The following is a 20286-nucleotide window of genomic DNA, read 5'->3' as shown; positions in this document are numbered from 1 at the left end:
AGGGTGTTAGCCATAAACGCTGCCTCCAACCACTACTATGCTTTCTGTTTGGAAATCTTTTGACATCTGCCAAAAAATAAGTTGCGAAGAATTAATATTATTTTACTATACCTATAAATACATGTAATTCAGATGCTTACTATGATAATTTAAAGTTCATTGCCTCAAAGAATTGATCTTTTTTATTTCGTGAGATACTCACAGGGTCATTGTTATTCATTAAAATATAACCGCCGTCAGATTTATAATATTTTTTAACTTCCTTAAGATTTATTAAAAAACTATTATGCACTCTCATGAATTTTTGATCTTTAAGTAAATTTTCATACTCTTTTAAATGCTTGCTCACTAAAAGAGATTCATTGTTTTTGAGTTTAAAGCTAGTATATGACCCCTCTGCTTTGCAATATAGTATTTCATCCACTTCTATAAATTCAAACCCGTCTGCCGTTGAGAGGCATAATTTAGTAAGACCCGAGTGATTTTGTTTTAAATTAAAAAGGAGCATTTCAAGTTGTTTATTATAAACGTTCTTATCCTTTGCTTTTTTGGCTTTTTCAACAGCTTTTTGAAGTTCTTCTAAATCGATTGGTTTAAGTAAATAGTCTAATGAACTAAATTTTACAGCTTTTATAGCATATTGCTCGAAAGCTGTAGTAAATATTACTTCAAAATTAATTGTGTCTAATTGTTCTAAGATGTCAAATCCCGTTCCTGTTTGCAATTCTATATCTAAGAATACAACATCAGGTTTAAGACGGGGAATTTCTATAAGAGCCTTTTGAACAGAATTTACTGATGCTAACACTTCAACATTTATACAAAATTCTTCAATAAGATTTTTTAAGGTCTCTCTACTGTGATTTTCATCATCTACAATAATTGCTTTTAGGTTCATAGTTAGGTGAGTTTATTCGATAGTGATTTTGATAATCACTAAGGTCCCTGTTGGCCGACCTTGATTATTTCTTTTATCAATAATTTGAATGCTGTTTTCTTCGGAATGGTTAAGTAATTGTAACCTTTTTTCGGTAACTTCTATTCCTCTTGATTTTTTGGAATTTTTTAAAACAGATTTCACTGCTTCCGAAGCATCTCTTCCAATACCATTATCTTCAATTTCACAGATAATAAAGCTGTCTTGTTTCCTAAAACGAATTAGTATTTGCTTGTCATCTTCTCTTTTCTTTAAAAGTCCGTGAAGTATCGCATTCTCTACAAAGGGTTGAATAATTAACGAAGGCACCTCAACGGCTTTTGGATCTAGATTTTCCTCGACTGTAATGCTATAATGAAATGAATTATTAAAACGAAGCGCTTCTAGTTCAAGGTATTTTTCAAGTAACAGAATCTCTTCGGCTAACACCACATTTGCTTCAATTGAACCTTCCAATAGATTTCTCATTAGAAGACTAAATTTATTTAAATACTTAACAGCAGATTCCTTTTTATCTGAAGTAATTAAATGTTGAATAGAGCTTAATGAATTAAAAATAAAATGCGGATTCATTTGTGCACGTAAGGCACTTATTTGATTGTTATATGCGCTTTGTTTCAACATTATTTTTTCTTCGTTGTCCTTTCGCATCTTGTAATTAAGACCTAGACCAAATAGGAGAACCTCAATTACGCTCCCTAGCATCATATAATGTCTGTCTTCAGTAAAAAGCATAATTAAAGCACCAGTGGTAAAGGTTAGTGACCCAATAATAATAAAATAGGCGAGGGAGTTTTTTGCATATATAAGGAGATAGATTATTGCGCTTAATGCAAAAAGTGACATAACCAATCTGTGAATATTCATAACCACGGTATATTCATCTAATTGAAATGTAATAGTGAAATATGAGTTGAAAATAATTGTTAAAACAAGATAGATCGAAATACCCAAAATTGCCTTATTTAATTTCGGATAGTGTTTACTAGTTTCTAAATAATACTTGGCGAAGGCTACATAAAATAAATTGATGAATATTTGTAAACTTGAATGTAACCAGAGAGAGAAAATAGTGTAATCATAAGTAATAAAAACGATGGCATTATAGGCGCTTCTTCCTAAATATAGCAACAACGTCAAGGTATAGAGAGAATAGAATAGAAATTCTAGTTTTTTCGAAACAAAATACGTTATAAATGTAAAGATGAAAATAAAAAAAAATGCCCCAACAAATAAGTAGTCTCGGGAAGCTTCAACAACATCTTCCCAGCGGTAATAATTACTTTCAATTTCTTTGGAAGCACTGCTGCGAAGATTTAATTTTAATGAATTGAAATTTTGATTGGATGAATAAAATTTAATTTTTAAAAATAAATATCTTCCATCTATAAGGTTTTCTGCATTAAAATAAGCTCCGTCTTTCGGCGAATAATAAGAGTACTTTTCTTCGGTGTTTAGAGGACCAAATGCTTTGGATTCAATGGCATTTCTTCCCTGAAAATATAAGCTTATATCATAAAAACTACCAGTTTGCAAATACCACAAACTATCACTTTCTATAAGAGGTAGATAAGTTGATAAATCTGCTCTAACCCAATATGCATTACTCGTATTAGTCTTTCCAGTATTTATATTTGAGGTTGTAAATAAGTTGGAATTGTTAATCAGAGAAGCAATTTTAAGGCTATCACCTTCAGATTTGTAGACCGTAAACGGAATGAAGTTTTCTTTTTCAACAGTAATTTTCTGAGCGTGCACTAGAGAGCTAATACTATTTAAAAGTAGACTGAAGAAAAAAAGCAACTTTAGATAGTGCAGCATTAGCTATGACAAATTGGGTAAGATTAATTCAATGGTTCCTCCGTTTAAAGCAGAATTCTTATTAAAAGTAACCTTTTTTTCGATTTTATAACTTTTAAACTTGTTAAGTAAACGAATTTGATCTTGCCATTTTATTACTTGTTCTCTATAGTCTGGAATATATTTCACATCTTCCTTTTTTGTAATATCATATGTAAAGGCGATATTTATTAGTACATGTTTCTTGGTAGTTTTAAAAACAACCTGAATGGTGTAATTTCTATATTGATTATAAATTGCGTGTTCAATAATATTCTCAAATAGCGTTTGAAGCACGAAAGAAGGAATAGTAGCCTCTATTTTCGAGCTTTCCTCAAAATAAATGTTGTAATTAAAATGATCGCTATATCTTAGTTTCTGAAGGATCAAATACCCCTTTAACATTGCAACTTCGTCGGCTAAATGAACAGTCTCCTTTTCGATGTGTTTTAGATAAAATCGAATAAGCCGGCTAAAAACGGAGAGATAATTTAAGGCTTGCTTTTTATTTCCAGAGGTTATAAAATATTGAATCCCACTTAATGCGTTAAAAATAAAATGCGGATTCATTTGTGAACGAAAGGCCTTAAGCTTTAAATGAAGCATTTCCTCTCGTATTTTAAAGAGCTTTTCTTGTTCCTCTTTAATCTTTTTATCTGCTCGTACATTTTGAATTTTTATGGCGCAGATAGATGCAACCGCCGTAAGCATACGAAGATGTTGTTGTGTAAAATATCCTTTTTCAGGATGTTCACAATCAATAACACCAATAACACCCCTGTTGATCTCAATTGGAACAGCTATTTCTGAAAGTCGATTTTCATCGTCTAGAATATATCTTTTATCTTTTGAGGTATCACTAACTATTTCTGGAATTCCCGAAAGAGCAACACTACCAGAAATTCCTTGACCTAATTTGATGGCCACCGGACTATAAATTTCATTGTTTTTAGCGTCTTTCGATCCAAAAGCAGCTTTTTGAATTAATTGATTGCTCTTGTGATCAACCGTATAAACAACGCAATCTACAAGACCTAATTTCGCAATGCAATTTTTTGCAAGATCCCAAAAGATCTCATCTTCGTTTTCTTTACCGTGAATTGATTTTAAAAAATAAACTAGGATTTCTTCAAATTGATCTGAGGTAAATTGTTTTGAATTTTCTGTATATGCTGTTCTCAAATTCTGAATCATTAAATTAAAAGGGGGATTATGCTCTCTATACGTTGAATGTGCGGGAATTTATTAAGCTGTTCCAGTTTAATTGAGAACAGTTTTTTTTAGACCACATCATTCGATCATTACTATTTTTTCAACAGGGACCATTGCAATCGTTAATGTGCGCAGCGTGATAGTTTTTATTTAAAATGAATACTTTAAAAATAGCGTCAATAATCACGTTTACTTTTTGCAAATTGATAAATGGTAGCTTTAAATTGATACATGGGTAAAGGTGGATGGTAGCAATAAAAAAGCCGTTCAAATTTTACAATGAACGACTTCCGTGAAATAGATATAGTGGGGAATCAAAACTTATATCTATTCTTTTATTATTTTAAAGTTTGCATTTTTTCCTTCGGAAGAAACATTAAGAATGTATAAACCAGCTGTTAAAGCTGAAAGGTTTATACTCTTTTTTGTAGCATTCACATCTTCGGCATACACCTTTTGTCCAGAGACATTATAAATAGAAACTTCATTCAAGATTGTACTTGCGCTTAAATTGATCTCATTAGCTACTGGATTTGGATAAAAATCGAAACCATCTAATTGATTATCTGCAGTACCCAGAACGCCAGAAAGATTAACTGTAATTTCTACATACGGTAAATCGGTTACCGCTAAAATGTAATAGGTAGTTCCTGCTACCGCATTGATTGATGCTAAATTCCCAACGTTACACGGATTTGTGGGTTGATCAACATGGGTTACATCGGCTCCTGTAGTTGCATTTTCATTTTCAGCGGAATAAAATATTAAAGCACTATTTTGAATTGGAAGATTTGAACCAATTAAAGCTTCACCATCTATGTCTGCAGTGAATTTATACCAAATACCAATCAATTCGTTGCTTGGACAATCTATCTGTCCGCCATCATCAGTGTTGGTTGCATTCAAAAAATGTACAACTTCCGAAAAATTGATCTCTCCATTTAAATTCGTAGCATTACTTATTAGATCATTGTCTGGTGCTTTAAATGCTGCGGAAACATTGATTGACACATCCGAAGTTATTGCATTTCGCATATAAAGGTAATATGTGGTGCCCGCAGTAGTATTGATGTTTCCTAGCGGACTATTACCGCAGATGTTATTGCTTTGATCAACAAAAATTAAATTCTGTCCGTTAGTGGCATTTTCAGGCCCTGAAAAGAATACAACAACAGCTCCATCCGGATTTAAAATTCCTGCGGCCACGTTCCCTGCTTTCGTAGCTGTAAATTTGTACCAAACGGCTGCTTGTGTTAAAGAGCATCCATTACCAGGAAAGGTTTGGTCGTTTGTAGTTGTTGCTTCTGGGAAATTAACATCGTTCTCAAGATAAGGAGATGGGCCAAAATTTAAATTGATAGCATTTTCAATAAGATCATTGTCTGGCGGGACAAGGATATCTTCAGTGGCAAAAGTTATTGATGTGACAAACAGTGCCGTCAGCATCAAATAGGTTTTTAATAGAATTGTTTTCATAATAAGTTTTTTAAGATTAATACCCCAAAACTAATTCTGTACTGGCCATGTTTTGGGTGTTAATTGATGAATGGTCATCCTCAATTGATGTATTAACCATTTTGACTAAGAAGAGATAGCAGAGTAATTTAATTTTATACGAGGGAAGATGATACGCTTTAGTAACGGAACCTTCTTTATTGCCAAGAACGAACGCAGCGAAACGATTTATCGAGTTTTGGTACTGCATTAGATCGCGATGTAACCTTATATGCCATAATCGCCTTACCACGCTATTTACTTTCCGAAGTAATTAGCAAGCAGATGTAAATAGCAGTGAAGGACAAGAAGTGGATCCTCCAGATTCAGCCATAAAAAAAATAGAGACTACCAATTGGCGGTCTCTATTTTTTAGCTTGTAATTTTAAAAATGTAGCCTATTCCTTCACTATCTTATATGTTTCACTCGCACCTTCAGAGGTAAGTTTGATTAGGTATAACCCGGAGGCATATGCACTAAAATCAAACGTTTGTGAACCTACTTTGTTAACTTCCGAAGCCACAAGTTGCCCTTGGATATTATAAATATCGATAGCATAGTTTGATACAGGAGTTGTTATGTTGATCAAGTTTGAAACAGGATTAGGATAAATAGAAAACTGACTTGCAGCCACATCATTTGTGCTAAGAACGTCGTCTTCCACAACATTAAATGTTAGATCGTCAAAATAAAACCCGTCTTCTCTGGATCCGTTGTCTGATCTAAATTGGAAGCGAGCTAATAAGGTTTCTCCTATATAGTCACTTAAATTGATCTCTTCTAATACCCAATCAGTTTGAAACCCATCATACAGTGGCTCTCCAGTGGGTTGTGAACTGTTGGTACTTCCTTCCGTTGTATATTTTCCACATTGTGGAATCCAGTTGTTTCCACCATCGATAGAGATCTCAAATTGAATATAGTCATAATCAGGTTCGATCTCCCATTTAGCATAAAAGGTCACGTTAGCTCCAATAGCATTTGTAAGATCAACTTCATTAGATAAAGTAATGGTCTCGTTGGCATTATTTGGATAATTTCCCGTTGGCGATTCCGTTATTGAACTTGACGGCGATACAAATGTTTGTGTGGTTGTGCCCCAACCGTTATTGACAAAGTTATCGGTAACGCTATCACCAGCATCTTCAAAGATAGTCGTCAATGCACCAAACTTTTTGTTTACTCTAGTGGTAGTATTATAAGAGCCATTATTCACTACTAGGTCAAAGGTGATATCATCACCCCCAGCAGTACCGGGTGCAAGAGTGTACAATATGGTGCCATTTTCAGTTTCAAGAATATCCATTCCCGTAAAGGTAACAGGCAATCCTGCAGCAGTAATGTTTGAAGAAACGGGTACAAAGGTCACGGTAAAGTTTCCGTTGCCCGATATGCCAAGACGCCGAAGGCTAAAATCCTGTGACGCGGTTGGTAGGTTTCCTGTATATTGAGGAGATGTATCAGACAAGGAAGCAAAATTATTTACCATTTTAGCTGACGTGAGATTAAAATACATCATTCCTTTGCAAATCTCTTCAATTTGGTTAGCAGGAGGCCAAAAAGCAGAACCTATTTCGGGGGTCATTGCGTATATCTTGTCGTGTGTTCCTACCGTACCGTACATAAAATCGTCACTATCACCGGCAGCCGAATACAGCTCTGAGGATAATATATTGTTAAAGCCATTTTTAGAAACAAGTTCTTCAGAAATACCGCGGAAAAGATCATCCTCGGGTGTTGGTGAATTTTGTGTATATCCATAAGGATATAGAAGTAAATCTCCGTAGGTATGATTATTAATAGCCATAATAAAATCGTGATTCTCTACAAAAAATTTGACTGCCTGTGTTTCAACTTCTGAAAAAGGCGACGGCCCTCTATAGGTTTGATCACCAGTATCTCCTGAAGATCCATCACCACCCCACATACCGTTGTTGGGATCACCATTAATAAAATATTCGTAATTTCTGTTTAAGTCAGTTCCGTAGGTATTTTTACGGTTCTTACGCCAAAATCCACCTCCATTCGGGTCGGTTTTTTCATTGTACAGATAACCGTCGGGATTAAGAACTGGGATAAAGTAAAGTTCAGTATTGTCTACAATGCCTTTTACTTCGGGATCGGTGTCATAATTTTCCAATAGATACCACATATAAAAAACGAGTTGCGAAAGACCAGCAGGCTCCCGGGCATGATGTACTGCGGTATATAATATTTGTGGTTCTGCTTCGGAAGTATTTGGGTTATCACTAATTTTTACCCACTTTAACGGATTGCCACCAATAGAAGGAGTCGTGCTGTTGTCCGAAGTTCCTTCGGTTAAAAAATTACCCACATTAGCTTGTGCTGTGATCAAATTTGGATAAGCTGCCTGCATTGCCGTGAGTTCATCCAGTAATTCTTGATAAGTAAGATAACCGCCCATTGAACCCTGATGAAAATTGGCAGGTGTTTGGTAATCATCACTTGGGTTATCACAATTTAAATTTTGTCTTGATGAAGTTGGATTCCTATTTTGCTGAAGAAAATATTCTTTAGAATCTTCAATAAGTATTTCAACATCATAGCCTGCATTTCTAGCCTTGGCAATTTCAGATACTGAAAAATCGGAGATCACATAAAAACCTTTTTTATGATTTCCATGTTCTACAGGAACGCCCATCGCCTCTAAACGAGACAGATCTGAAGCGGTATGATAATTAATTTTTGCGTGTTGATATTGCTCTTGAAATTCTTGAGCCACTGCAAGCTGAGTAACGAGAATAAGGAGTAGAAGTAGAACTTTTTTCATAGTTATTTGGTTTATAGTATTTGAATTAACAACGAATGCTTTGTTAAAAAATTGTTTTATTTGTCTGCTAACCAGTTACGTGCATTAATAAACGCTTCCAGCCAAGGAGAAACTTCATCATTTCGATGTGCAGGGTAATTCGCCCAATTCCATTGAAAGGTTGAGCGCTCAATATGCGGCATGGTCACTAAATGACGTCCAGTCTTGTCGGTTAACATAGCTGTATTGTAATCACTGCCATTTGGATTTGCAGGATAGCCTTCATAGCCGTATTTCGCTACTATATTGTAATGATCTTCAGACATAGGAAGATCAAATTTGCCTTCGCCATGACTGATCCATGCGCCCAAGGTGCTTCCTGCCATAGAAGAAAGCATTACACTATTATTTTCTTCTATTGTCACACTTGTAAAGCTACTTTCATGTTTATGCGAATCATTATGTTTCATCTTAGAAAGCTTTTTGTGATCTGGGTTGATAAGATCAAGTTCCAAAAACAACTGACATCCATTACAAATTCCAACAGAGAGTGTGTCTTCACGTTCAAAAAACTTTTTAAGTGCCGTATTTGCCTTTTCGTTATACAGAAAAGCGCCTGCCCATCCTTTTGCTGAACCTAACACATCACTGTTTGAAAATCCACCTACAGCTCCAATAAACTGAATATCTTCCAGTGTTTCTCGACCTGCGATCAAATCGGTCATATGGACATCTTTTACATCAAAGCCAGCTAAATACATGGCATTTGCCATTTCACGCTCGCTATTACTTCCTTTTTCACGAATGATTGCTGCTTTCGGGCGATTTGTCGCAGGGCGTTGGGGAAGAATTCCTGTAAAATGCTTCGGAAATGTAAAGTGAAGTGGCTGATTTTTATAGTTTTTAAAGCGGTCGTGCGATGTGCTACCAGCCGCTTGTTTCTGATCTAATAGATATGAGGTTTTAAACCAGGTATCGCGTGTTTCCGAAATATTAAAAGTAAGTTCTTCGGAATGATTCTTTATATAAAGTTCGTTTCCTTCGGAAACTGTCCCTAGCTTAACAAAATCAATTGCGTTTTTGTTTAAGAGAGCTTCCACCGAAACATCTTCTGCCGCCTGAATCACAATTCCGCAGTTTTCAGAAAGTAACACCTTGACCATATCGTTTTCGTTTAGTCCAGAAAGGTCTAAACGTGCGCCCAGATTGACATCAGCAAAGCAAAGTTCTAACAAGGTTGTTATCAATCCACCTGAAGCCACATCATGTCCTGCAGCAATCTTTCCTTCAGAAATAAGCTGCTGCATAGCGTTAAACACATTTTTAACATAGCTCGCACTTTGAACAGTTGGCGTTTCATTACCCACCGTATTCATCACTTGTGCGAACGATGAGCCGCCTAGTTTAAATGCATCTTGTGAAATATTAATGTAATAGATACTTCCGGCATCTTTTTGCAATACAGGTTCAACAACCTTTTTAATGTCGCTGCAATGTCCTGCCGCTGAGATGATCACCGTTCCTGGAGATATGACCTCTTCATTTTTATATTTCTGCTTCATTGACAGTGAATCCTTACCTGTAGGTACGTTGATTCCCAAATCGATCGCGAACTCACTAACTGCTTCAACCGCTTGATACAAACGAGTGTCTTCTCCTTCATTATTACAAGGCCACATCCAGTTTGCCGAAAGTGAAACACTTGTTAAGCCTTTTTCTAAAGGTGCCCATAGAATATTGGTGAGTGCTTCGGTAATGGCGTTTCGCGAACCTGCTACAGGATCGATCAAGCCAGAAATAGGGGAGTGCCCAATACTGGTTGCAATACCTTCTTTACCAGCAAAATCAAGCGCCATAACACCGCAATTGTTAAGCGGGAGTTGTAAAGGTCCTGCACATTGCTGTTTTGCTACGCGACCGCCAACACAGCGGTCTACTTTATTCGTTAACCAATCTTTACAAGCCACTGCTTCAAGTTGTAGAACGAGATCTACATATTTTTTCACTTCGGAAATGTTATAAGAAGGTGCTTTGTAGTTTCGTTCTACCGAAATATCATTCATAATGGTTTTAGGAGAACTTCCGAAGAAATCTTCCAAGGCATAATCCATTGGTTTTGCGCCAGATTTTTTACTCTGAAATGTGAATCGATGATCACCAGTTACTTCACCAACATTATACATTGGAGAGCGTTCTCTATCGGCGATACGCTGGAGCATATCGATATCGTCTTTTCCAATAACAAGCCCCATACGTTCTTGCGATTCGTTGCCAATAATTTCTTTAGCAGAAAGAGTTGGGTCACCTACTGGAAGTTTATCCAAATCGATCAATCCGCCGGTATCTTCTACTAATTCACTTAAACAGTTAAGATGGCCGCCAGCCCCGTGATCATGAATAGAAACAATCGGGTTGTGTTCGCTTTCTACCATTCCGCGAATAGCATTTGCTGCTCTTTTTTGCATTTCTGGATTGGAACGTTGTACGGCATTAAGTTCAATTCCTGTTGAAAATTCACCAGTGTCTGCCGAAGAAACAGCGGCACCACCCATACCAATTCGGTAGTTTTCACCCCCGAGAATTACGATTTGATCACCAGTTTTAGGAATGTCTTTTAGGGCTTGATCGGCTTTTCCGTAGCCAATTCCGCCAGCTAACATAATGACTTTGTCAAAACCAAGTTTACGGGCGTCTTCTTCGTGCTCAAATGTAAGTACAGAGCCTGAAATCAGGGGTTGTCCAAATTTATTTCCGAAGTCGGAAGCACCATTACTCGCTTTGATCAAAATATCCAGTGGCGTTTGATAAAGCCATTTGCGTTCGGTCATCCCTTTTTCCCACGGGCGATTGTCTTCTAGTCTAGAATATGAAGTCATATAAACCGCAGTTCCAGCGAGTGGTAAAGAGCCTTTTCCACCTGCGAGGCGGTCTCTGATCTCACCACCACTTCCTGTAGCAGCTCCATTAAAAGGCTCTACGGTAGTAGGAAAGTTATGAGTTTCCGCTTTTATTGAAATAACACTATTAAAAGGTGTGTTTTGGTAAAAGTCGGGTTTATCTGCTGTTTTAGGAGCAAATTGAATGGCTTTCGGACCTTTAACAAAGGCAACATTGTCTTTATATGCCGAAACAATATCGTTTGGATGCTCTTGCGAGGTTTTTTTGATCAATTTAAACAAAGAGGAAGGCATCTCTTTTCCGTCGATAATAAAGGTTCCGTTAAAGATCTTATGTCTACAGTGCTCACTATTAGCTTGGCTAAAACCAAAAACTTCACTGTCGGTTAGTTTTCTGTCTAGTTTTTCTGAAAGCGCGTTGAGATAGTCGATCTCCTCATCGTTAAGTGCAAGTCCTTCTTGTTGGTTGTATGCTGAAATATCATCGATCTCCAGAATTCCTTCTGGCTCAATATTAATAGTGAAGATATTTTGATCCAATTTTTGATAACGTTGCGAAAGCATGGGGTCGAAGTTTGCTTTTTCCTTGGAAGTGTTTTTGAATTCTTCAATTCGAACAATGCCTGAAATCCCCATGTTTTGGGTTATCTCAACAGCGTTAGTGCTCCATGGGGTTATCATGGCGGCGCGCGGACCAATAAAAAAATCCGTAAGAACGGATTTGTCAATTTTTGGTTGGTTACCAAAGAGCCATACTAATTTTTGAACGGCGTCATTATTTATTTCGGAAGTGGTTTGGACAGCAAAAACAGTATTATTTACGTCTCCAAAAAAGTAGATCATCCTATGCGGTTTTAAGCGATTTTGTAAGAAACAAAGATAGCGAATTTTCGTGAAATGTGGGTTAATATATAATAGTGGTTCTAGCAGGCCACTTCTTTTATTAACCCACTGATCTACTAGGTTTTTGGAGTGAAAAATTAGTTCTATATTTGAAACTCTTTTTAAAAAACTTAATCTAAAACTATGAAATTCAAACATCTACTCATTGCGGTTGCTGTGCTTTTTAGCATAAACAGTTGGGCGCAAGAACGTCAAACCTTTCCACCAACAGAGGTTTTTAATGGAACTTTTATTGGTCAGACCATTCCACTGCGGGATTTCCCAACGGTTGACCCAAATGAGTCATATGGAGTCAAAGACATTAAGATCATACCAAATGATCTAAGAAGAAACGAAAAGGTTAATGCAAATGCACTTCCGTTAAACGGTGATGGTTTACGTCAGGCTGATATAGGCGGAATTTACAGTTATGCTTTAGAAGAGAACTTTGATGGCCTAAACAGCAGTGAAGGTGGAGGTTTTACTCCTCCAGATCCAACAGGAGCTGCAGGACCTAATCACTACATAGCGGCAGTAAATGTTGCGATCAAAATTTTTGATAAATCAGGAACGGTTTTGGCTGGCCCAACAGATCTAGGAAGCTTTTTAGGTTCGGGGAATAATAGTGGAGATCCAATTTTGATGTATGATCACTTAGCCGATCGCTATTTTGTAAGTCAGTTTGGAGCAGCAAGTAATTCGATAGTTGTTGGTGTTTCTGATACACCAGACCCAACAGGAACTTATAGTGTATATCAATTTGTTTTTGATTCATTCCCTGATTACCCGCACTTTAGTGTTTGGCCCGATGGTTACTATTTAACAGCTAACAAAGGGGGGACAAATAAAGTATATGCCCTAGAACGTGATGTAATGCTCGCAGGAGGAGCAAACCCGCAGATCGTTGGTTTTCCTTTACCGGGAAGCGTTCAAAATACAAATACAGTTTTAAGTCCGGAGCCAGCAAACCTGCTAGGTACTTCGTATCCTGCTAATGTACCAGGTTATGTAACTTATTTACAAGATGATGGTTGGGGTGGAATTGGCTTTGACCATTTAAAAGTATGGGAGATCACTTTAGACTGGGCTACCATTGGTAATTCGGCTATTTCTGCTGCTTTAGAGATCCCGACAGCACCTTTTGATTCGGTTTTTGCACCATTTGGATCAGGAGATGTGGCACAACCAGGAACTAGTCAAAAAATTGATATGATTGGTGGGATTATTTCTTATGCAGCAAACTATAGAAGCTTCGGAACGCATAACTCATGGGTTATTACTTTCAACACAGATGTAGATGGAAATGACACTTCTGGAGTTCGTTGGATCGAATTGCGCAATGACGCTTCGAATGATTGGAGTATATTTCAAGAAGGAACTTACGCACCAGCAGATGGCATCAGTCGCTTTATGGGAAGTGCAGCCATTGATGCAGCAGGAAATATAGGGTTAGCCTTTAACGTTGCAAGTGCAACGCTTCCGGCTGGAATTCGCTATACAGGAAGATTTGATGGAGATCCACTAGGATTGATGACGGTTGCTGAAACCACTATTATTGATGGAGTAGGTGTACAGACATTTTCAAATCGTTTTGGAGATTATTCGCACTTAACTATGGACCCAGATAATTTTACATTCTGGCATACGGCAGAGTACTTTTCAAGCACAAATAACTGGGTTTCACGAGTGGCATCCTTTACTTTATCGGGAGGCTTTAGTAATGATCTAGGGATCAATGATATTGTAACACCAATAGATGGTATATTGACTGCTGCTGAAACGGTTGAAGTAAGTGTTAGAAACTTCGGGTCGGCTGCACAAACAAATTTCCCTATTGAACTACGATTAGATGGAACGTTGGTAGCAACTGAAAATTTTGTTGGAACTATCAATCCAGGCGATGTGGAAACATTCACTTTTGCTCAAACGGTTGATATGTCTACACAAGGTCAAACATACAGTCTTGAAGCTAAGACCGTATTAGGTAGTGATGAGTTTACAAATAATGACCCATTTACAAAAGAGATTAGTCATCTATTCGCTAACGATATAGGACCAACCGCTGTATTATCTCCAGAAACAGGATCAGGATTAGGGATGGAAACCATCTCTATTGCTCTTGAGAATTTTGGAGCAAGTTCACAAACCGGTTTTGATATTCAGTATTCCATTAATGGCGATACTCCAGTAGTGGAAACATATATGCCTACAATCGCGTCTGGTGAAAACCTAGTTTTCGATTTTGCGACACAAGCCGATCTTTCGGTATTGGGAGTATACACTATTGAAGTTACTACGTTATTAGTAGGAGACTCAGATGCTTCAAATGATACGGTGACTGTTATGGTTGAGAATTTGTTGTGTCAGCCATCGGCAGATTGTTCTTTCGGGGATGGTTTTCAGCTCTTTTCAGTAGCAGAGATCAATAATCCTTCGGCTTGTGAAGGTTATGGCGACTTTAGAACGCAGGTGGCGAACTTTGGGATTGATTCAACAAATCAACTTACAGTAACCACAGGGTATGGAGATCAATTTGTAACGGTTTGGATCGATTATAATGACGATTTTATTTTTACAACCAACGAAGTTGTAGTTGATAATTACGTGATCGCTTCAGGACAAGGTGCTGGTTCATATACAGAAACGATGGATCTAGTTGTTCCTGCAAATGCAACAGCAGGGTCACATATCATGCGCGCTAAAACAAACTGGAATGCACCAGTGCCAACCAATGCTTGTGACGATACTGATTTTGGTGAAACCGAAGATTATACTGCCTTTTTAGGAACGTTAAGTGTGCAGGATATAGCATTGGAAAATGCCGAATTAATTGCTACAACACTTCCAAATAATCAATTTGAAGTTACATTAAGAGCAGATATTGATGGTCAAGTATATATTGGTATTTACAATGCACTGGGTCAACAATTAAAATTTAAGAACGTTGCTAAAGACGGTGATGTATATCGAGTAAATTTAGACATGTCTGTAGCACAAGCAGGTGTCTACTTTATAAAAATGGGAAGCCAAGGTGCTTTTAAAGCGGTATCTACAAAGATTATTGTTAAGTAAATTTTGTTAAATATTTGGAAAAAACCTCTGGTGAAAACCAGGGGTCTTTTTTATTTGTTTCTTGGTATATATGGTATATAATCAATATCTTGCGTTCTATTAAAAATTAAACTAAAATTATTATGACAATTAAAAAATTACTTTTGATGGTTGCTCTTTTCGCAAGTATCGGACTTGTAGCACAAGAGGCGTTTCCTCCAGTGAGTATTTCGCAAGGAACACTACGAGGAGAGACTATCGCGCTCCGCGATGCTCCTTTGGCTCAGCCATGGACCGGTGGTGAACTTAAAGGAACTATCAACCAAAAATTTGTTCAGGGAACAGAATCAAGAGTGCAAGGTTCTCCAGATGGTCACGATCCATTAATGCAAACGGAAGCACCTTATCATGAATCAATTAATATTTTACAAAACTTTCAAGGATCAGGAATTAGTGAATCAGGTGGTTTTATACCTCCAGATCCATCTGGTGCTGTAGGGCCAAATCACTATGTACATGCTGTAAATTCTATTGTTAAAATATTTGATAAAACTGGAAATGTATTAGCAGGACCTATCCAATTAGGAACTTTCTTAGGAAATGGTTCAAATAATGGAGATCCAATTGTAATGTATGACCAATTAGCTGATCGTTACTTTGTAAGTCAGTTTGAAATCGCAACAGATGCTTTAATTATTGGTATTTCTACAACATCAGATCCCACAGGAACATATAATGTTTATGAATTTCCTTTAGATGCGTTCCCAGATTACCCACACTATGGAGTTTGGCCAGATGCATACTATCTTACAGCCAATAAATTTGTTGGAAATACAACCTATGCATTTGATCGTGCAGCAATGATAGCAGGTGATCCAAATCCAGCCCTTGTTGGATTTGACCTTCCAGGTTTGATTAGAAACCCTAATACTGTTTTTGGTGCACAACCTGCTAACTTACTTGGTACAACAGTGCCTGCAGGTGCTCCAGGGCTAATTGTATACATGCAAGATGACGGATGGCCAGGTGTTTCTGATGACCATTTAAAAGTATGGGAAATTGATGTAAATTTTGGAGGAACAAGTACTATCTCTGCACCTCAAGTAATTCCAGTAGCAAATTTTGATAGTTTCTTTGCACCTTTTGGTTCAGGAGATTTATTACAGCCTACTACAAATCAAAAACTAGACAGCCAAGCCGGTGTTGTGTCTTATATGGCTAATTACCGAAGCTTCCCAGGGCATAACTCATTCGTTCTTAACTTTAACTCAGATCTTGGTGCTGCCACTTCTGGTATTCGTTGGATTGAATTACGTAACACTGGTACGGGACCATTTTCATTGTATCAAGAAGGAACTTGGACGATTCCAGATGGAGTAAGTCGCTTTATGGGTAGTACTGCAATGGATCAAGACGGAAACATAGCATTAGCATATAGTGTGGTGAGCCCAGAAACTAAAACAGGTCTTCGTTTTACTGGACGTCTTGATGGCGATCCACTTGGCGTTATGACCTTTCCTGAAACGGAAATTTTCCCAGGAGGTAGCTACCAATCGATCTCAAATCGTTATGGTGATTACGCACAAATGACTTTAGACCCTGACGGAAGTACTTTCTGGTTTACAAGTCAGTATTTCGCTTTTATTAATTCTTGGGCAACACGTATTGCAAGTTTTAAAATTGTTTCCGACCTGTCTAATGATGTTGGAGCTTATAGCATTACATCACCATCAGGTTCAGGACCGTATACGGCCGCTGAAAATGTAACAGTTGATCTTTACAACTACGGTTCTTCTCCTCAGTCAAATTTTGACGTGGAATTGCGTTTTGATGGTACTTTGGTTGCTACAGAAACCTTTACAGGAACTATTGCGCCAAATACAACAGAGGCTTTCACTTTTGTACAAACGGTTGATATGTCTGTTCCTAATACAGATTATGAAATCGAAGTAACTACAGATCTATCTGGTGACCAATTAGGAACTAACGATAGTGTTATGAAACAATTTCGTGATGATGTTCTTAGTACAAATGACGTAAGTCTAGGTGAAAAAGGATTGTTAATATATCCTATCCGTGATACACGTACCTATGAGATCTTTTATTCTACAACTACCGACTACGGAAATATCAACTACAAAGTACTTGATATCTCTGGTAAGGTATTTGGAACTGGAACGTTAGATAAGCAAAGTAATGGTTACAAAAATAGTGTAAACTTAAGTGCTGCTGCAACTGGAGTTTATATTGTTCAAATTACCAATGGTACCGATACAACAAGCAAGCAGATCCTAGTTCGTTAAGAATTTAGATCATACTACTATATAAAAAAAGCCCTCCAAATTGGAGGGCTTTTTGTTTGATAACATAATGCGTTGTTAATTCCAGAAATCAATTAGATCTTCAATTTCTTCTGAATCATCTAAGACGTAAATATTATCCCAGTAAATAACACCTGAAATCTTTGCAAATACACGATAGTAACCTGTTGGTGTACTCTCTAAATCAACCGATAAAACGTTCGAAGACTGATTGTTTAAACTTATTATAGAGGCGGTCTCTAATTCAGATTCAGCATATAAACTGCTATTGAGCACATTTCCGAAGTCAACTTCTTGATAAATTTTCTCGGCTGTAGCAGGAATGATCCAAACGCTTGTAATGGTATTATTTGAAGCAATATTTATGATGCTTCTGGGTACTGTAGGGTAAACAGATAAGGTGCTTAGTGTTAACACATTTGGGTTTCCTAACGTCAAGGGTAATTGACCTGGAGTCTCTCGAGCATTGATGCCAGTCACCAAACTGAGTGCCGTTTCGTCTGGTAAGTCTGTTTTACCTGTATCATCCTTTTTATTGCAACTCATAGCCATAAGGATGGCCATAACCAAAACAGGTCTTTTAATTTGAATCATATTTGTGAGAGTGTAAAAGTTAGTAATACTACTCAATGATCACCTTTTTAACTACTTTTTCTTCGGAAGTAGTGAGCGCTAAGAAATAAATACCAGCTTCTAGAGAAGAGACGTTAATTCCTTCTGAAGTATTTAGAACTTCTCCCAACACTTTACGCGCATTGATATCGTACATCGCAAATTCAGAAGGTTGAAAAGCAGATGTTGATTGTACCCAAAGGATCTCTTGCGCTGGAATAGGATAAATTGAGATGTTTTCCGAAGCAACTTCAGAAATTTCTAAAATATTCCAAGTGTCTTCAGCAACTGGCCCTCCCCAAATTATTGTCGCTAGAGCTGGATTGTCTATAAACGGATTTCTATTTCCGTAATTAGGCTCTAAATACGGATTTCTTTGTTCCTCGAGAGCACTCACGGGATCATCGACATTCCATTGTAAATAGATCTGTAACATATCAGTACTTCCTTGGGTTGTCCCAACTGCGTTTAACGACGGAAGACAACGATCACCATAGCGTGTGTACATATACATCATCATACGAGCTACATCACCTTTCCATTCGTCACCTGGGTACCAGTTTCCACTACCCACGTTTCCTGCATTACCCGAGCCGTCTGCAAACTTTTTATTCCCTTTGTCATTGTTCATTTGTTGATCGCTAGGGCGAAGATTATGCGGATCGGCGCCAATACCTGTGGTGCTGTTATTAACGCTTCCCATATCCGGACTAGCATTCGATCTAGCAAAAACGTGTTCTCTATTGTATTCGCAAGAGGTTCCTCCAAAATCATCTTTATCACGACTGCGATCGGTAGTACAACTTCCTGTATCGTCATATCCATATACAAGCAAAACGTTGTTGCTGTTACCTGGGTCTTCGTCCGTGAACTTTACAGTATCTCTAATGTCTCCGTACGTAAAAGAGCCACTGGCAATATTAATTTTAGCCTGTAATTCGAAATAAAGATCTTGACCAGTAAGTGTTAGATCAACATCATCATAGTAAGGTTGTTGTGCAAATAGGCTGCTTACGACAATAAAAAGTAAAGAAGAAAGTAGTAATTTTTTCATTTTTCTATTTTTTCTGTAGGAGCGCAATATAGAATCCGTCATAACCAGATTCGCTCACAAAAATTTTATGTTCTTTTTCAAGGGTAAAATCACTTCCTGCTTCCGAAGCAAGAAAACTAGCAACCTGCTCTGTGTTTTCAGAAGGTAATATTGAACAGGTAGCATAAACAAGTTGACCACCGTCCTTAACCATACGAGAGTACGATTCAAGAATTTCTTTTTGAGTTTTTTTAATATTCTCTAAAGCCTCTGGCGTCAACTTCCATTTGGTGTCTGGATTTCGTCTTAAAACACCTAAACCACTACAAGGAGCGTCAATAAGTACTTTGTCTGCTTTTCCTAATAATTTTTTGATAGACTTGCTTGATTCTATTACCCGCGTTTCAATATTATGAATACCGTTTCTACGGGCACGGCGTTTTAATTCAACGAGTTTCTTTTCGTAAATGTCCATAGAGACCACCTGACCTTTGTTTTCCATCAAAGAGGCAATGTGAAGGCTCTTTCCTCCAGCACCTGCACAGGCATCAACAATACGCATTCCGGGCTTCGGGTCTAAGACTGCAGCTACTCTTTGAGAAGAAGCATCCTGAACTTCAAACCAACCATTTTTAAATTGGTCTGTAACAAAAACGTTGGCGCGTTCCTTTAATTTAAGGGCATGCGGATAGCCTTTAATTCTTTCGGTTTCTATGTCTTGATCAAATAACTCATTTTGAAGGGCTTGCATCTCGGCTTTTAACGGATTCAAACGAAGCACAACATCGGCCTGTTGGTTCAGCGCAGCAAGTTCTTTCTCCCATCGTTTTCCCAATTCTTTCTGTCCTAATTCATCCAACCAATCTGGAATGGATTCACGAATTTTTCGATCCTTTGAAAGTTCGTCAAACCTTCCTTTGATACGGCGTGTAGGTGTTTCTTCGAGTTGCTTCCAATCTGGAAGTTTAATTCCGCGAAGCGTAGCCCAAACGGTAAATAGACGAAATAAATTGGGCCGTGAAAAAGGTTCCTTTACTTCGGCAATTTCGGCATAAAGACGCTTCCAACGTACAATGTCATAAGTGGTTTCAGCAATAAAACCACGATCGCGTGCACCCCAACGTTTATCTCTCTTAATAGTACCTCGCAGTACCTTATCAGCTTGTTTGCCCTCATTGAAGATCATATCAAGGGAATCAATGGTAGCAAATACTAAATTTCTGTGTAACTTCATTTT

11 protein-coding genes are annotated in these 20286 nt (G+C 37.5%); 2 read left to right on the top strand and 9 right to left on the bottom strand.

The window, feature by feature from the left end; translation table 11 throughout:
- Positions 1-139: 139 nt before the first annotated feature.
- From ACY2RU_RS08195 to purL, 6 genes are all read right to left on the bottom strand, one after another.
- Positions 140-898: a LytR/AlgR family response regulator transcription factor gene (locus ACY2RU_RS08195; RefSeq protein ID WP_490137951.1), complete on the bottom strand. Its 759-nt coding sequence runs from the start codon at positions 896-898 to the stop codon at positions 140-142.
- 12 nt (positions 899-910) lie between these two features.
- Complete coding sequence (locus ACY2RU_RS08190) at positions 911-2695, bottom strand: sensor histidine kinase (protein ID WP_490137950.1); 1785 nt, start codon at positions 2693-2695, stop codon at positions 911-913.
- Positions 2696-2761: 66 nt separating this feature from the next.
- A complete protein-coding gene (locus tag ACY2RU_RS08185) occupies positions 2762-3970 on the bottom strand; it encodes a histidine kinase (protein ID WP_490137949.1) in 1209 nt (402 codons plus the stop codon).
- Between the two features lie 345 nt (positions 3971-4315).
- Positions 4316-5464, bottom strand: coding sequence for a T9SS type A sorting domain-containing protein (locus tag ACY2RU_RS08180; protein WP_490137948.1), 1149 nt, complete (start codon positions 5462-5464; stop codon positions 4316-4318).
- Between the two features lie 416 nt (positions 5465-5880).
- Complete coding sequence (locus tag ACY2RU_RS08175) at positions 5881-8274, bottom strand: M14 family metallopeptidase (protein WP_490137947.1); 2394 nt, start codon at positions 8272-8274, stop codon at positions 5881-5883.
- 56 nt (positions 8275-8330) lie between these two features.
- Positions 8331-11993: a phosphoribosylformylglycinamidine synthase gene (gene purL / locus ACY2RU_RS08170; RefSeq protein ID WP_490137946.1), complete on the bottom strand. Its 3663-nt coding sequence runs from the start codon at positions 11991-11993 to the stop codon at positions 8331-8333.
- Positions 11994-12176: 183 nt separating this feature from the next.
- Between purL and ACY2RU_RS08165 the strand changes: the two genes are divergently transcribed.
- Both ACY2RU_RS08165 and ACY2RU_RS08160 read left to right on the top strand, forming a co-directional pair.
- Positions 12177-15104 carry a GEVED domain-containing protein gene (locus tag ACY2RU_RS08165; RefSeq protein WP_490137945.1) on the top strand — a complete coding sequence of 976 codons (2928 nt, stop codon included), beginning with the start codon at positions 12177-12179 and terminating at the stop codon, positions 15102-15104.
- A gap of 122 nt (positions 15105-15226) precedes the next feature.
- Positions 15227-17386 carry a T9SS type A sorting domain-containing protein gene (locus ACY2RU_RS08160; protein ID WP_490137944.1) on the top strand — a complete coding sequence of 720 codons (2160 nt, stop codon included), beginning with the start codon at positions 15227-15229 and terminating at the stop codon, positions 17384-17386.
- Between the two features lie 75 nt (positions 17387-17461).
- On the opposite strand, the gene ACY2RU_RS08155 is transcribed toward ACY2RU_RS08160, so the two are convergent.
- From ACY2RU_RS08155 to ACY2RU_RS08145, 3 genes are read right to left on the bottom strand one after another with little or no spacing between them, the layout of a single operon-like run.
- Positions 17462-17998: a hypothetical protein gene (locus tag ACY2RU_RS08155; RefSeq protein WP_490137943.1), complete on the bottom strand. Its 537-nt coding sequence runs from the start codon at positions 17996-17998 to the stop codon at positions 17462-17464.
- Between the two features lie 28 nt (positions 17999-18026).
- Positions 18027-19070, bottom strand: a complete 1044-nt coding sequence (locus ACY2RU_RS08150; protein WP_490137942.1) for an endonuclease — start codon at positions 19068-19070, stop codon at positions 18027-18029.
- A 4-nt stretch (positions 19071-19074) separates the two neighbouring features.
- Positions 19075-20283, bottom strand: coding sequence for an RsmB/NOP family class I SAM-dependent RNA methyltransferase (locus ACY2RU_RS08145; RefSeq protein WP_490137941.1), 1209 nt, complete (start codon positions 20281-20283; stop codon positions 19075-19077).
- Between the last annotated feature and the right edge of the window lie 3 nt (positions 20284-20286).

Source organism: Ulvibacter sp. 2305UL32-6 (genome assembly GCF_058148545.1).
Note: the sequence above shows the minus strand (reverse complement) of the source record. Positions and strands in the feature narration are given on the sequence as shown.

Bases quoted from the DNA above. Each gene is read 5' to 3' on its own strand.
- ACY2RU_RS08195 (WP_490137951.1), bottom strand. From the start codon at position 898: ATGAACCTAAAAGCAATTATTGTAGATGATGAAAATCACAGTAGAGAG.
- ACY2RU_RS08160 (WP_490137944.1), top strand. From the start codon at position 15,227: ATGACAATTAAAAAATTACTTTTGATGGTTGCTCTTTTCGCAAGTATC.
- ACY2RU_RS08145 (WP_490137941.1), bottom strand. From the start codon at position 20,283: ATGAAGTTACACAGAAATTTAGTATTTGCTACCATTGATTCCCTTGAT.
- ACY2RU_RS08175 (WP_490137947.1), bottom strand. From the start codon at position 8,274: ATGAAAAAAGTTCTACTTCTACTCCTTATTCTCGTTACTCAGCTTGCA.
- ACY2RU_RS08150 (WP_490137942.1), bottom strand. From the start codon at position 19,070: ATGAAAAAATTACTACTTTCTTCTTTACTTTTTATTGTCGTAAGCAGC.
- ACY2RU_RS08165 (WP_490137945.1), top strand. From the start codon at position 12,177: ATGAAATTCAAACATCTACTCATTGCGGTTGCTGTGCTTTTTAGCATA.
- ACY2RU_RS08180 (WP_490137948.1), bottom strand. From the start codon at position 5,464: ATGAAAACAATTCTATTAAAAACCTATTTGATGCTGACGGCACTGTTT.
- ACY2RU_RS08185 (WP_490137949.1), bottom strand. From the start codon at position 3,970: ATGATTCAGAATTTGAGAACAGCATATACAGAAAATTCAAAACAATTT.
- purL (WP_490137946.1), bottom strand. From the start codon at position 11,993: ATGATCTACTTTTTTGGAGACGTAAATAATACTGTTTTTGCTGTCCAA.
- ACY2RU_RS08155 (WP_490137943.1), bottom strand. From the start codon at position 17,998: ATGATTCAAATTAAAAGACCTGTTTTGGTTATGGCCATCCTTATGGCT.